The 13,050-nt window shown below is 66.4% G+C and carries 11 protein-coding genes; 4 read left to right on the plus strand and 7 right to left on the minus strand.

Features of this window, described 5'->3' with window-relative positions; genetic code table 11:
* Positions 1 to 6 precede the first annotated feature (6 nt).
* The 3 genes from HV773_RS00210 to HV773_RS00220 all read right to left on the minus strand — a co-directional run bounded on the left by HV773_RS00210 (position 7) and on the right by HV773_RS00220 (position 3,596).
* Positions 7 to 1,617 carry an FMN-binding glutamate synthase family protein gene (locus HV773_RS00210; RefSeq protein ID WP_129561212.1) on the minus strand — a complete coding sequence of 537 codons (1,611 nt, stop codon included), beginning with the start codon at positions 1,615 to 1,617 and terminating at the stop codon, positions 7 to 9.
* 239 nt (positions 1,618 to 1,856) lie between these two features.
* Positions 1,857 to 3,068 (minus strand): tRNA 2-thiouridine(34) synthase MnmA, encoded by a 1,212-nt coding sequence (mnmA, locus tag HV773_RS00215; protein ID WP_129561213.1) that lies wholly within the window; start codon positions 3,066 to 3,068, stop codon positions 1,857 to 1,859.
* Positions 3,069 to 3,092: 24 nt separating this feature from the next.
* The gene (locus HV773_RS00220) at positions 3,093 to 3,596 is read right to left on the minus strand and encodes an NUDIX hydrolase (protein ID WP_129561214.1); all 504 of its coding nucleotides are present in this window, start codon (positions 3,594 to 3,596) and stop codon (positions 3,093 to 3,095) included.
* A 312-nt stretch (positions 3,597 to 3,908) separates the two neighbouring features.
* On the opposite strand from HV773_RS00220, the gene HV773_RS00225 reads away from it, so the two are divergent.
* Genes HV773_RS00225 through HV773_RS00235 form a run of 3 tightly spaced genes read left to right on the plus strand, consistent with a single transcriptional unit; the run spans position 3,909 to position 6,847 of the window.
* On the plus strand, positions 3,909 to 5,060 hold the full coding sequence (locus HV773_RS00225; protein ID WP_129561215.1) for a Re/Si-specific NAD(P)(+) transhydrogenase subunit alpha: 1,152 nt from the start codon (positions 3,909 to 3,911) through the stop codon (positions 5,058 to 5,060).
* A gap of 12 nt (positions 5,061 to 5,072) precedes the next feature.
* The gene (locus HV773_RS00230; protein ID WP_129561216.1) at positions 5,073 to 5,393 is read left to right on the plus strand and encodes a proton-translocating transhydrogenase family protein; all 321 of its coding nucleotides are present in this window, start codon (positions 5,073 to 5,075) and stop codon (positions 5,391 to 5,393) included.
* On the plus strand, positions 5,393 to 6,847 hold the full coding sequence (locus HV773_RS00235) for an NAD(P)(+) transhydrogenase (Re/Si-specific) subunit beta (RefSeq protein ID WP_129563271.1): 1,455 nt from the start codon (positions 5,393 to 5,395) through the stop codon (positions 6,845 to 6,847). Before HV773_RS00230 ends, HV773_RS00235 begins: the two co-directional genes overlap by 1 nt.
* 13 nt (positions 6,848 to 6,860) lie before the next feature.
* Here the strand turns inward: HV773_RS00235 and HV773_RS00240 are convergent, their stop codons facing one another.
* Together HV773_RS00240 and HV773_RS00245 are read right to left on the minus strand one after the other, a co-directional pair.
* A complete protein-coding gene (locus HV773_RS00240; RefSeq protein ID WP_129561217.1) occupies positions 6,861 to 7,547 on the minus strand; it encodes a helix-turn-helix transcriptional regulator in 687 nt (228 codons plus the stop codon).
* 125 nt (positions 7,548 to 7,672) lie between these two features.
* Complete coding sequence (locus HV773_RS00245; RefSeq protein ID WP_129561218.1) at positions 7,673 to 8,062, minus strand: VOC family protein; 390 nt, start codon at positions 8,060 to 8,062, stop codon at positions 7,673 to 7,675.
* Positions 8,063 to 8,367: 305 nt separating this feature from the next.
* Between HV773_RS00245 and HV773_RS00250 the strand changes: the two genes are divergently transcribed.
* Positions 8,368 to 9,162 (plus strand): glycosyltransferase family 2 protein, encoded by a 795-nt coding sequence (locus HV773_RS00250; RefSeq protein WP_129561219.1) that lies wholly within the window; start codon positions 8,368 to 8,370, stop codon positions 9,160 to 9,162.
* A 38-nt stretch (positions 9,163 to 9,200) separates the two neighbouring features.
* On the opposite strand, the gene HV773_RS00255 is transcribed toward HV773_RS00250, so the two are convergent.
* Together HV773_RS00255 and HV773_RS00260 are read right to left on the minus strand one after the other, a co-directional pair.
* Positions 9,201 to 10,535: a THUMP domain-containing class I SAM-dependent RNA methyltransferase gene (locus HV773_RS00255; protein WP_129561220.1), complete on the minus strand. Its 1,335-nt coding sequence runs from the start codon at positions 10,533 to 10,535 to the stop codon at positions 9,201 to 9,203.
* Positions 10,536 to 10,668: 133 nt separating this feature from the next.
* Positions 10,669 to 12,852 (minus strand): site-specific recombinase, encoded by a 2,184-nt coding sequence (locus HV773_RS00260; RefSeq protein WP_129561221.1) that lies wholly within the window; start codon positions 12,850 to 12,852, stop codon positions 10,669 to 10,671.
* Between the last annotated feature and the right edge of the window lie 198 nt (positions 12,853 to 13,050).

Consider the following 13,050-nt stretch of genomic DNA (forward strand, 5'->3'; position numbering starts at 1 on the left):
ATCGCTTCACCAGTTCATCTTTTCCGCATCCGGCGCGAACGAATCGCTGCGCGCGACCGGCCACCACTTCTCGTACAGCTGATAGCGGTAGCGTCCTTCGATGAGGTCGCCCGGTTTCAGGTACTTGAGCAGTTCCGACATCAGCTTCACTTCATACGACGAAACACGGCGCACGATGTGATGCGCGCGCAGATCGGCGGGGCTCTCGAGTCCGGCGGCCTGGAGGATTTCCTGCAGCGCGTGCAGCGTGTTGCGATGGAAGTAGTAGACGCGCTCGCCCTTGTCGGGCACGTTTAGCGCGCGCTGGCGCGCCGGGTCCTGGGTAGCGACGCCGGTGGGGCAGCGGTCCGAATGGCACTTCTGCGCCTGGATGCAGCCCACCGCGAACATGAAGCCGCGCGCCGAGTTGACCCAGTCCGCGCCGATCGCGAGCGTCTTGGCGATATCGAACGCGGTGATGATCTTGCTGCTCGCGCCAATCTTGATCTTGTCGCGCAGGCCGATGCCCACGAGCGTGTTATGCACGAGCAGCAGGCCTTCCTGCAGCGGCGTGCCGATGTGATCGGTGAACTCGATGGGCGCCGCGCCGGTGCCGCCTTCGGCGCCGTCCACGACGATGAAGTCGGGCAGGATGCCGGTTTCGAGCATGGCCTTGGCGATGCCGAAGAATTCCCACGGGTGGCCGATGCACAGCTTGAAGCCGGTGGGTTTGCCGCCCGAGAGCTTGCGCAGCCGATCGACAAATTCGAGCAGGCCGCGCGGCGTGGAGAACTCCGAATGGCGCGCGGGGGAGACGCAGTCCTTGCCGATCGGAATGCCGCGCGTCTCGGCAATCTCGGGCGTGACCTTGGCGGCCAGCAGCATGCCGCCGTGGCCCGGCTTTGCGCCCTGCGAGAGCTTCACCTCGATCATCTTGACCTGCGGCTCCTGGGCGAGGCGCTGGAATTTATCGGCGCTGAAGGTGCCGTCGTCGTTGCGGCAGCCGAAGTAGCCCGAGGCGACTTCCCAGATGATGTCGCCGCCGTTTTCGCGGTGGTACTTCGACATCGAGCCTTCGCCGGTGTCGTGCGCGAAGCCGCCTTTCTTTGCGCCCAGGTTGAGTGCGCGGATCGCGTTGGCGGACAGCGCGCCGAAGCTCATCGCCGAGATGTTGAAGATCGATATCGAATACGGCTGCGCGCGCTCCGCGCCAACCAGCACGCGGAAATCGCTGCCCGCGATTTTCGTTGGCGCGAGCGAGTGGCTGATCCATTCGTGGCCCACGGCCTTCACGTCGAGTTCGGTGCCGTACGGGCGGCTGTCGACGGTGTTTTTCGAGCGCTGGTAGACCACGCTGCGCTGCACGAGCGAGAAGGGCTTTTCGTCGGTGTCGTCTTCGACGAAGTACTGGCGGATCTCGGGGCGCACGAACTCGAACAGGAAGCGCAGATGGCCCCAGAGCGGATAGTTGCGCAGGATGGCGTGGCGCTGCTGTGTCATGTCCCAGATGCCGAGCGCGACGATGAGCGCGGGCACGATGGCGCACAGCCACGATAGATGATGGAGCGCCGATGCAAGCACGCAGGCTGCCAGCAGCAGCACCGCACACCACATGGCGAGGTAACGTCGGGAAAACATGGGGGACTCCTCGATCTTTTGATTCGCTGCGCGAGGCGGGTTGTGGCCGCCCGGGTACGGCCGCGCCCGGGTGAGGCGCTGGCGTGCTCGAATGATGCCGCAAGTTGGTGAATCTGGCCGGGAGGAGGGCAAAAAGCCGGCGTGAAACCGAGGGGCCGATCGTGCGGAGGGCAGAGGGAAAAACGCGCGGCGCCGGGTGCGCCGCGCGAGCGTGCTTATGCCAGTACCTAAGCTGGGAACTAAGCCAGGTAGCGCGCCGCCGAGGCCGCGAATTGTGCCGATTTCTTGCGCGGCGAGCGCTTTTTCTTCGGTGCGACGGGGGGCGGCACGGCGGGCACATGCGGCTCTAGCGTCGTCACGGCTTCGATGATGCCGCCACCGAGGCACACGTCGCCGTCGTAGAGCACCGCCGACTGACCCGGCGTCACGGCCCATTGCGCGGTGGGGAAATGCAGCGCGAACTGGCCTTCGCCAAATTCGCCCGCGGCTCTGAACGAGCAGGGCGCGTCAGCCTGGCGGTAGCGCGTTTTCGCGCCGCACGCGTGGCCGTCGGCGGGCGGCTCGCCCGCGACCCAGCTCACGTTGCCCGCGCGCAGCTCGTGCGCGAGCAGCCACGGATGATCGTGGCCCTGCACGACGTAGAGCGTATTGGCGGCCATGTCCTTGCCCGCGACGAACCACGGGTCGCCGCTGCCGTCCTTGCTGCCGCCAAGGCCAATGCCTTTGCGCTGCCCGAACGTATAGAACGCGAGGCCGATATGCTCGCCCACGACCTTGCCGTCGGGCGTCATCATCGGGCCCGGCTTGGTCGGCAGATAGCGGTTCAGGAAGTCGCGGAACGGCCGCTCGCCAATGAAGCAGATGCCGGTCGAGTCCTTTTTCTTCGCGTTCGGCAAGCCGATCTGTTCGGCGATCTCGCGCACTTTCGTCTTCGGAATTTCGCCGAGCGGGAACATCGTCTTCGAAAGCTGCGCCTGGTTCAGGCGATGCAGGAAGTACGACTGATCTTTCGTGTGATCGAGCGCCTTCAGCAGTTCGAAGCGTCCGCTGAGTTCGTTCTGGCGCACGCGCGCGTAATGACCCGTGGCGATGGTTTCCGCGCCCAGCGACATCGCGTGGTCGAGGAAGGCCTTGAATTTGATCTCGGCGTTGCAGAGCACGTCGGGGTTCGGCGTGCGGCCCGCCGAGTATTCGCGCAGAAACTCCGCGAACACGCGGTCCTTGTACTCGGCGGCGAAATTGACCGCCTCCACGTCGATGCCGATCAGGTCCGCGACCGACACCACGTCGATCCAGTCCTGGCGCGTCGAGCAGTACTCGCCGTCGTCGTCGTCTTCCCAGTTCTTCATGAAGAGACCGACGACGTCGAACCCCTGCTCCTTGAGCAGCCATGCGGTGACCGACGAATCGACGCCGCCCGACATGCCTACCACGACCTTACGTTTGCTCATTTGTCTGCTGCCTTGTTGCTGCTTTCAGTCCTGGGGTTCCACTTTCGGCCCCGCCTTGGGTCCGACCGCGTGGGTGTGCACGAAATCGAGCGCCACGCGCTTGCCCGCGAGGTAATCGTCGACGCACTGCATGACGAGCGGTGTGCGGTGACGCGCGCTCGCGGCGCGCAGTTCGTCGGCGCTCATCCACAGCGTGCGGACGATATCCGGATCGAGCGCGCGCGGTTCCGGCTCGCTCGCGACGCTGCCGCAGTAGGTGAAGCGCAGATACGTCGTGCCGCTTTCGCCGGGTTTGCCGAAATGCGTCATGTACATGCCGACCAGCGCCTCGGGCGCGAACGCATAGGCGGTTTCTTCCAGTGTTTCGCGCACGACGGCCTCATGGAGCGTCTCGCCGGCTTCCAGATGCCCGGCGGGCTGATTCAGGCGCAAGCCGGCTGGCGTGTGCTCTTCGACGAGCAGAAAGCGTCCGTCGCGCTCGACGATTGACGCCACGGTGACGTGGGGGGCCCAGGTTTCATCATTCATGGGCCGCTATTTTACCGGCACGCGCTCAAGGTTGCCCGGGGCCGGATCGTGCGTCCGGCAGTGCCATCCAGACCGCATGGGGGACACAACGGCCGGCCCGCTGGGCGTATCGCCAACCGTCCGGTCGGACATATCAAAGTGTTGTGTGCAGTGCACAAAACAGGGCATTTCTGGCTTCAACCGCGCTGCGGGTTTCGGTTACAGTGGTGCGTCGTTTTGCCGTTGCAATAGAAAGCCGGCGCGCCTCGTCGGCCGTACTCCGCTCGATTTTGAGCCAGATTAGAACGAAAGCAGGTCGAGGAGGAAACAGCGATGCATATCGGAGTGCCCGCAGAGACGCGGGCGAACGAAACCCGCGTGGCCGCGACACCGGAGACAGTCAAGAAGTACGTCGCGCAGGGTCACACGGTCACTATCCAGGCAGGCGCCGGCACCGGCGCGAGCTTTCCCGATGAGGCCTACACGGCCGCCGGCGCACAGATCGCCGACGCGGCCGCCGCCTTCGGTGCCGAGCTCGTGCTCAAGGTCCAGTCGCCCTCGGTAAGCGAGCTCGCGTTCATGAAGCGCGGCGCGGTGCTGGTCGGCATGCTCGATCCCTTCAATGCGGAGAACGCCCAGAAGCTCGCGGAAGCGGGCGTGACGGCGTTCGCGCTCGAAGCCGCGCCGCGCACCACGCGTGCGCAGAGTCTGGACGTGCTGTCCTCGCAGGCCAACATCGCCGGCTACAAGGCGGTGCTGGTGGCTTCCAACCTCTATCCGCGCTTCATGCCGATGCTCATGACAGCGGCCGGTACGGTGAAGGCCGCGCGCGTGCTGATTCTGGGCGCGGGCGTGGCGGGCCTGCAGGCGATCGCCACCGCGAAGCGCCTGGGCGCCGTGATCGAGGCTTCGGACGTGCGTCCTGCCGTGAAGGAGCAGATCGAGTCGCTGGGCGCAAAATTCCTCGACGTGCCCTACGAAACCGATGAGGAGCGCGAAGCGGCGCAGGGCGTGGGCGGCTACGCGCGGCCCATGCCGCCCTCGTGGCTCGCGCGCCAGTCGGCGCTGGTGCACGAGCGCGCGAAGCAGGCCGATATCGTCATCTCCACCGCGCTGATTCCGGGCCGCGACGCGCCCACGCTGCTGCCCTCCGACACCGTGCAGGCGATGAAGCCTGGCTCCGTGGTGATCGACCTGGCGGCTGGGCGCGGCCCGGTAGCGGATCAGGCAACCGGCCGGCGCGGCGGCAACTGCCCGCTCACCGAGGCCGACAAAGTGGTTATGCACCACGGCGTGCAGATCTGCGGCTACACGAACCTCGCGTCGATGGTGGCCGCCGATGCCTCCGCACTCTACGCGCGCAACCTGCTCGACTTCCTGAAGCTGATCGTAACGAAGGAAGGAGCGCTCAATATCGATCTCGCGGACGACATCGTCGCGGCCACGCTGCTGGCCCGTGACGGCGCCGTCACGCGCAAGACCTGAGGAGACCCGGCAATGGAACTGATCAACCATACCGTCATCAATCTGATCATCTTCGTGCTGGCCGTGTATGTGGGCTATCACGTCGTGTGGAACGTCACGCCCGCGCTGCATACGCCGCTCATGGCCGTGACCAATGCGATCTCGGCCATCGTGATCGTGGGCGCGATGCTGGCGACCGGCCTCACGGTGGGCGGCGCCGGCAAGTTCTTCGGCACCTTCGCGGTGCTGCTCGCGGCGGTGAACGTGTTCGGCGGCTTCCTCGTCACACGGCGCATGCTCGAAATGTTCCGCAAGAAAGAGCCTAAGAAGGCCGCAGCGAAGGAGGGCGCATGATGAGCATGAATGTCGTTACGCTGCTCTACCTGGTGGCGTCGGTCTGCTTCATCCAGGCGCTCAAGGGGCTTTCGAACCCGCGCACCGCGCGCGCCGGCAATATGTTCGGCATGGTGGGCATGGCCATCGCCATTCTCACCACCATCGCGCTGATTGCGAAGCAGTCCGCACAATTCGGCTCGAACCTCGGGCTCGGTCTCGGGCTGCTGTTCGGGGCGCTGGTGGTGGGCGGCGGCCTGGGCGCGTTTGTGGCCGCGCGCGTCGAGATGACCAAGATGCCCGAGCTGGTTGCCGCCATGCACTCGCTGATCGGTCTCGCGGCCGTGTGCATTGCGTACGCGGTGGTGTCGGAGCCGGCGGCGTTCGGGCTGGTGGCCGAGGATGCGCCGTATCCGGGCTTCCTGCCTTATGGCAATCGCATCGAACTGTTCATCGGCACCTTTGTGGGCGCGATTACGTTCAGTGGTTCGGTGATCGCCTTCGGCAAGCTCTCGGGCAAGTACAAGTTCCGGTTGTTCCAGGGCGCGCCCGTCGTGTACCCGGGCCAGCACCTGATCAACCTGATGCTCGCGTTGGGCATGATCGGCTTCGGCGTCTTGTTCTTCCTGACGCAATCGTGGCTGCCGTTCATCATCATGACGGCGATCGCGTTCGCGCTCGGCGTGCTCATCATCATCCCGATTGGCGGGGCGGACATGCCCGTCGTGGTGTCGATGCTGAACTCGTACTCGGGCTGGGCGGCGGCGGGCATCGGCTTCTCGCTGAACAACGCCATGCTCATCATCGCGGGCTCGCTGGTGGGCTCGTCGGGCGCGATTCTCTCGTACATCATGTGCCACGCGATGAACCGCTCGTTCTTCAACGTGCTGCTGGGCGGCTTTGGCGCCGAAGCGGGCGGAGCGGCGGCTGGCGGCTCGCAGGAGCAGCGTCCGGTGAAGTCGGGTTCGGCGGACGACGCCGCGTTCATGCTCGGCAACGCCGAGAGCGTCGTGATCGTGCCGGGCTACGGGTTGGCGGTCGCGCGCGCGCAGCATGCGCTCAAGGAACTCACGGACAAGCTCGTGGAAAAGGGCGTGGACGTGCGCTACGCGATTCACCCGGTGGCGGGTCGTATGCCAGGCCACATGAACGTGCTGCTCGCGGAAGCGGAAGTGCCCTACGACATGGTCTACGAGATGGAGGACATCAACAACGAGTTCGGCCAGACCGACGTGGTGCTGGTGCTGGGCGCGAACGACGTGGTGAATCCGGCCGCGAAGAACGATCCGAAGTCGCCGATCGCGGGCATGCCGATCATCGAGGCCTACAAGGCGCGCACGATCATCGTGAACAAGCGCTCGATGGCGGCGGGTTACGCCGGCCTCGACAACGAACTGTTCTACATGGACAAGACCATGATGGTGTTCGGCGACGCGAAGAAGGTGATCGAGGAGATGGTGAAGACGGTGGAGTAAGGCTTCTGCCGCATTACTTAGACGGCGCTTCCACGCGCCGCAAATAATCGCCGAGCCGTCTCCCGCTCACGTCGGGAAACGGCTCGAGCACTTCTACGTCGTTCATCCGCGCGATGTTGAAGTTGCGGAAATCCTCGCGCATTTCGCACCACGCGCCGACCGTCCACTGCGCCCCCCAGTACACGAGCCCGAGCGGCCAGATGCGCCGCTGCGTATGCGCGCCGATGCGGTCGCAATACGCGAAGCGCACCACGAGCCGCGAATCGACGGCGCGATGCAGTGCGTCCACTTTCTCCGAATACGTGGGATCGACGTGATACGACGGCACGAACACCGCGATGCGTTCGAGCACGGCGCGCTTGTCGGCGGGCATGGCCGCGGCGATCTTCGCGAGCGCGCCGCGAGCCCCGCCCGCGAGCACCGCGCCGCCCCACGATTCGGCCATGCGCGCGCCTACGGCGAGCGCGGTGAGCTCGTCGGCGGTGAAGGTGAGCGGCGGCAAGCTTGCCGTGCGCGCGAGCCGGTAGCCGATGCCCGCTTCGCCTTCGATCGGCACGCCCGAAAGCTGCAGGTCGCGCACGTCGCGATAGACGGTGCGCGGCGACACCTCGAGCCACTGCGCGAGCTGCTGCGCGGTGGTGAGGCGGCGGCCGCGCAACAGCTCGGCGATGCGGAACAGGCGGTCGGCTCGGCGGGTCATGGTTGGGCGGGCCAGATGGTGGGCGGTTTCGGACGGCCAGTTCGGACGGCCGGTTCGGACAGCGAAGAACCGCGTGGCCGGAGGCGTGACCAGAAGCGGTCCCCAGGATGATAGCGCCGCCGCGTTCAGCCCAGCTTGGCGGCGTGCAGGCCGACGCGGTTGCCCTCGGTATCGATGAAGAAGCCGATATAGCCGTAGTTATTGGGCAGCTCCACCGCGGGGCCCTGCTTCTTGCCGCCGGCCTTCTCCACCCGGTCGAGCACGGCCGTGATCGACGGCTGCGCGTTCAGATACACGAGCACGCCTTTCGGGTCCGGCTTGGCGTCGCGCGGATTGAACACGATGCAGCCGCCGGTTTCGGCGTCCGTATGCGAGAACAGCGCCATCGGCACGCCGCCGACCACTTCGCGTTGCAGCGAGGTATCGAGGGCGGTTTCGTAAAAGGTCGCGGCGCGGTCCAGATCGTGCGCGGGAATTTCGAACCACGAGATGACACGGGAAACTTCGGTCGACATGATGCGCTCCTCGGATGCCAATGGTGTCGATGGCGGATACGGTGAAATGGCGGCGGTTGGCGGGATGCCGTGGCGCCGGCCTGCCCGGGATGCGCTTGCGCTCGCGCGGGCTGGCGTAGGTAGGAGTGTGCGGTGGGGCTGCTGACAGCGTGCTGTCAGTAGCTTTGACAGTACGTTCATCGGGTTGCGCGGCGCCATGCCGGCACGCGTTTTCGAGAGAGGGGCGCGCGCAAATCTGCTGTAATCGACGGATTTATTCTCTCTTGTTCTTTTGAACCGGCGGCCCGTGGCCAGCCTTGCTCTTCATGTCTCCAAACATCTCCATCATTACGCCCACGGCCAACCGCGAGGCCTTCCTGCCGGCGATCGCGCGCTGCGTGGCGCGTCAGCAAGTCGACTGGGAGTGGCTCGTGCTCGACGACAGTCCGCAGCCCAGCGCCTTCATGCGCCAACTCGCCGATACCGACCCGCGCGTGCGCTACTACTGGTCGAAGACGCCCATGTCGATCGGCGCGAAGCGCAATTTCCTCGTGGGCGAGTCGCGCGGCGAGCTGATCGCCCATTTCGACGACGACGATCACTACGCCTCGCACTATCTCGCGACCATGGCACGGCTGCTGCGCGAAAGCGGCGCGCAGCTCATGAAGCTATCGACGTTCTGGATGTACGCGCCGCATACGCAGTTCCTGGGCTACATGGACCTGAATGCGCGTGTGGGCCTGCATTACGTGCTCAAGGGCAAGGAAGTGAGCACGGTGACCTTCCACGAGAAGATGCAGATCGGCGCCGATTTCATTCTTTTCTACGGCTTTGCGTACGTGTACCGCAAGGCGCTCTTCGATATCGCGCGCTTTGACGACGTCAATCTGTGCGAAGACGAGAGCTTCATCCGTCGCGTGGTGGAGTCGGGCCAGAAAGTGCTTGCGGCCGAGGACACGCAGGCGAGCTGCCTGCATCTGATTCACCCGGCTTCCACGTCGCGCTGCTTTTCGCGTCATTCGCTGCCGGTTTTCCTGCTGCCGAGGCTTTTTCCGGAGTACGAAGGATATCCGCTGCCCGTCGAGCCGGGCGGCGCGGCGGTTGGGCCTGCGCGCGTCTGAAGTACGGACGCGGCGCAGGGGGTGCATCGCGCAGTGGCCTAGCTGTTTTGGTCGGCGCTGCCCGGGTTCTTGCCGGCGGCGACGTCCTGGCCGGCGCTGGCAGGACGCTGGCGCACACTGCCCGCGATCAGGTCGAAGCGGAACAGGCGGCATTCGAGCGCGCCGTTGAAGAGCGGCGTCTTGGCCGCTTCGCGCAAACGCAACTGCCCCGGCAGCTTGCGGTCCGAAGTCAGGAAGAACGCGCGCCAGCCCGTGAAGCGCTGCTTGAGCGCGTCGCCGAGCGCCTGGAAGAATTCGGCGTCGGGCGCGTCGGTATGGACGCGGCGGAAGGCTTCCTGCTCTTCGTAGTCGTCCCGCATCTCGCGGGGCGCGCGCGCTTCGCCGCGTGCGTTGCGTCCGCGCACCTCGATACGCTCGCCGTACGGCGGATTCGCCACGAGGACGCCGTTGCCAACGGCTGGCGGCGTCATGTTGCGCGCATCGAGCTGCTTGAGCGGCACCTTGCCGAGACCCGCGCGCGCGAAGTTGGCGCGAGCCTTCTCGAGCATGACGTCGGAAATGTCGCTGCCGAAGATGTGCAGGTCCGTTGCGCGGCTCATGGCCGAGTTGCGCAAGGTGTTCGCTTCGCTCTTCAGATGGCGCCACGCGGCGGTGTCGGCCTGCTTCAGACGTTCGAAGCCGAAGCTGCGCGACAGCCCCGGCGCAATGTCGAGCGCGACCTGCGCCGCTTCCGCCAGAAACGTGCCGCTGCCGCACATCGGGTCATAGAGCGGCATCTCGGGCGTCCAGCCCGTGAGGCGCAGGATGCCGGCGGCAAGGTTCTCGCGCAGGGGCGCGGCGCCCTTGTCCAGACGCCAGCCGCGCTTGAAGAGCGGCTCGCCCGAGGTGTCGAGATAGAGCGTGCAGTCGTTCGCGGTGAGGAAGGCGAACACGCGCACGTCGGGATAGGCGGTATCGACGCTCGGACGCGCGCCGGCCTTGTCGCGCATGCGGTCGCAGATCGCGTCTTTCACGCGCAGCGTGGCGAATTCGAGGCTGCGCAGCGGCGACTTGATCGCGGTGATGTCGATACGGATGGTCTCGTTCGGCGAGAACCACTTTTCCCACTGCTGCTCGCGCGCGAGCGCATAGATGTCCTGCTCGCCGCGATAGGGCCGCTGGGCGATTTTCAGGAGCACGCGGCTGGCAATGCGCGAATGCAGGTTCGCGGCCATGCCGCCGGCCCAGTTGCCGCGAAAATGCACGCCGCCGGGCACGTCGGCGCCCAGCTGGAGCGCGCCGGGCGGCAGGCGCCGCTGCGCGATTTCGGCCAGTTCGGCGGCGAGCGGGGCTTCGAGGCCACGAGGGCAGGGAGCAAAGAAGTCGAAAGACATGAGAAGAGAGGGGACGCTGCGGGGAAGGCGCTATTGTACGCGGGTTAGGCCTGCCCCCCTCAAGCGGCTGGCCGTGCGAGCGGCCTGATTCTGGGGCGAGGCTGCTGGCGGGCCTGCCTGGGATCCCACTGGGTCAATCGTTTCCTTCAGGCATCTTCGCCCGCCGGATCGGCCACACCAGATCGATCGGATGCCGCGTCACGCGTCGCCAGAACGCGCGCATGAGTGGACGCACGTCCTGGCGCGCGAGGTCACGCGAGCGCACTGCCATGTGCAGCGCGAGCGCGAAGCTCACGGTCACGTTGAGCACGGCCATGCTCGCCACGCCGGCCACGGCCCACCAGAGCTCGCCGGTTTTGAGCGGAGCGGTGCCGAGCACGCCGAGCGCCACGCCGATCGAGCCCGCCGAGAGCGTTACGTGGCGCACTTCGAAGTGGAACGCGACGGCCGAGACAATCGCCGGCACGAGGCCGAGCATCATCCCCAGCACGAGGTTCCCCCACACGCCCGCCGCATTTACGCGGCAAAAGTGCGCGAGGCGCGCGGCGCCCGAGGCGCCCAGCGTCATGCGCAGGCGCCGGTTCCACGCGAGCGCGTCCTCGACGCGATGCAGCACGAACCAGTTGTCGGCCCAGCCCGCGAACAGACTCGACGCCCACAGCAGCACGCCGGTGAGCGCGGCGTAGAACGGCGTCGGGCCGATCAGCGAGAACGACTGGAGCGTCGCGTGCGCTTTCGCCGGCGTGATGAGGTTGGCGTGGAACAGCCAGCCGAACGCGAGCTGGATCGCGAGACAGGCCGGAAACACGAGCAGCACGTTGCCGAGCACGGCGGCGGCCTGGGTGCGGATCAGCGCCACCACTGACGACACGAAGCGCGCGCGCCCCGCGGGCTCGTTGGCGCCGTCGAGCTCGCGCGCGAGCGTAGGCGCGGTCATCGCGGGCTGCTTGGTCGCGAGCGAAAAGTGGCAGAAGTGCATGACGAGAAAGCTCAGCGCGTAGTTGATGCCCGCGACGAGCCCTTCGATCATCGAGGGCAAGTGCGCGCCCGTGATGCCGAATTTCACGTAGACCGTCACCGCCGTGACGAGGCCGCCACCGGCCGCCATGCGCAGCATCGTGAGGTATTCGGCGCGGTCGCGAGCGATGTAGTGCTCGCCCGTGTCGGCGGAGAGTTCCACCACCTTGCGCGAGAGCAGCGCGAAGTTGCTGCGCACGAGGTGCGCCATGCTCTGGCTTTTTTGGTTCGCGCGCACGAGATCGGCAACAAGGCGCGCTTGCGTCGCGGGATCGTCGGCGGCCATCCACGCGTCGAGCAGACGCTCCGCGCGCACGATGCGCATGCGCATGCGCTGGACCTGGAACACCGTGTCAACGCGCACGCCGTGGCGGTAGAGGTGCGCGAAGACGTCGTCGGTGGCCTTGCGGCAATCGTCGAGCAAGAGGCGCAGCCATGTCACTTCCTGCAGCAGGCGCGTGGGCTCGCCCGCGTCGCGCGCGCTTTCCACCGCGAGCATCGCGCGCGTGAGGCGGAAGAACGACAGCTTTTCGACGGCGACGCGCGCGTCTTCGTTCGAAAGGCGGCTGCGCACCGTCGGCGAGAGACCGGTCGAGCTGATCTGGCAGGTCAGGTTGTGCAGCGCTGTGAGCAGGCCCAGCGAGAACTCGTTGGGCAACCTCACCGAAGCGGCGGGGCGAGCGGCGGACGCGCTGTCTTCGTCGGAGGCGCGCGCGGGGACGGCGGCGGTAGGGTTGGCTGCAGCTACAGCGTCTGGCTGCACCGCGCCGGGCTCGGCGATCAAGGTCCGCAGCCGGGCGAGCAGGTCGCGCGGCAGCGTGGCGATCCACTCGGGGTCGTGAGTCGAAGGGAACATCAGCGTGAAGAGCGCCGCGAGATCGCGGCGGTTCGGCGCGGGCGGGATCAACTGCGCCTGCATCCGGCCCACGAGCGCGCCAAACAGGTTCGAGTGGACCGGCATGCCCGCGTCGCAGAGCAGGGTGAGGCTGTCGCTCTCGCGCAGCAGCTTGCGCACCATCGCGCCGACCTTGGCTTTCCATGCCGGATTGCGGTCCAGCACGTGCAGCAGGTAGCGCACGCGCGCATGCTCGGGCGGCGCGCGCAGCGGCGCATCGGACGCGGCGGCCTCGGCGTCGAGCTGGCCGCGCCGATGGATCCAGTGTGCGAGCTCGATCAGCCAGTCGCTGCGCTCCGCGTAGGGGGCGTCGGCATCGGCGATGGCGAGCAGCGCATCGAGTTGTTGGATGGCGCTGCGCGACGCGCGCCATTTTTTCCAGAGCGTCTTGAACGAACGAAACATACTAATGCGCCAAGCAATAGGGTAAAGCGGCATTATCGCGGCTCGCGCGGATTGGGCGGTTCGAGTTGGACAGCGAGGGCGCGGAAGGGCGTGTGGGAAGCCGGTCCGCAGGGGCGGCGGCGAAACCGGTGGGCGCCATGGCGTGACCATGACGCAGGGGAGCGTGTGAGGCGCGCAAGAGGCGCGATACGGACGCGG

Source organism: Paraburkholderia caffeinitolerans (assembly GCF_902859945.1).
Taxonomy (GTDB): Bacteria; Pseudomonadota; Gammaproteobacteria; order Burkholderiales; family Burkholderiaceae; genus Paraburkholderia; species Paraburkholderia caffeinitolerans.

Bases quoted from the DNA above. Each gene is read 5' to 3' on its own strand.
- HV773_RS00210 (WP_129561212.1), bottom strand. From the start codon at position 1,617: ATGTTTTCCCGACGTTACCTCGCCATGTGGTGTGCGGTGCTGCTGCTG.
- mnmA (WP_129561213.1), bottom strand. From the start codon at position 3,068: ATGAGCAAACGTAAGGTCGTGGTAGGCATGTCGGGCGGCGTCGATTCG.
- HV773_RS00220 (WP_129561214.1), bottom strand. From the start codon at position 3,596: ATGAATGATGAAACCTGGGCCCCCCACGTCACCGTGGCGTCAATCGTC.
- HV773_RS00225 (WP_129561215.1), top strand. From the start codon at position 3,909: ATGCATATCGGAGTGCCCGCAGAGACGCGGGCGAACGAAACCCGCGTG.
- HV773_RS00230 (WP_129561216.1), top strand. From the start codon at position 5,073: ATGGAACTGATCAACCATACCGTCATCAATCTGATCATCTTCGTGCTG.
- HV773_RS00235 (WP_129563271.1), top strand. From the start codon at position 5,393: ATGAGCATGAATGTCGTTACGCTGCTCTACCTGGTGGCGTCGGTCTGC.
- HV773_RS00240 (WP_129561217.1), bottom strand. From the start codon at position 7,547: ATGACCCGCCGAGCCGACCGCCTGTTCCGCATCGCCGAGCTGTTGCGC.
- HV773_RS00245 (WP_129561218.1), bottom strand. From the start codon at position 8,062: ATGTCGACCGAAGTTTCCCGTGTCATCTCGTGGTTCGAAATTCCCGCG.
- HV773_RS00250 (WP_129561219.1), top strand. From the start codon at position 8,368: ATGTCTCCAAACATCTCCATCATTACGCCCACGGCCAACCGCGAGGCC.
- HV773_RS00255 (WP_129561220.1), bottom strand. From the start codon at position 10,535: ATGTCTTTCGACTTCTTTGCTCCCTGCCCTCGTGGCCTCGAAGCCCCG.
- HV773_RS00260 (WP_129561221.1), bottom strand. From the start codon at position 12,852: ATGTTTCGTTCGTTCAAGACGCTCTGGAAAAAATGGCGCGCGTCGCGC.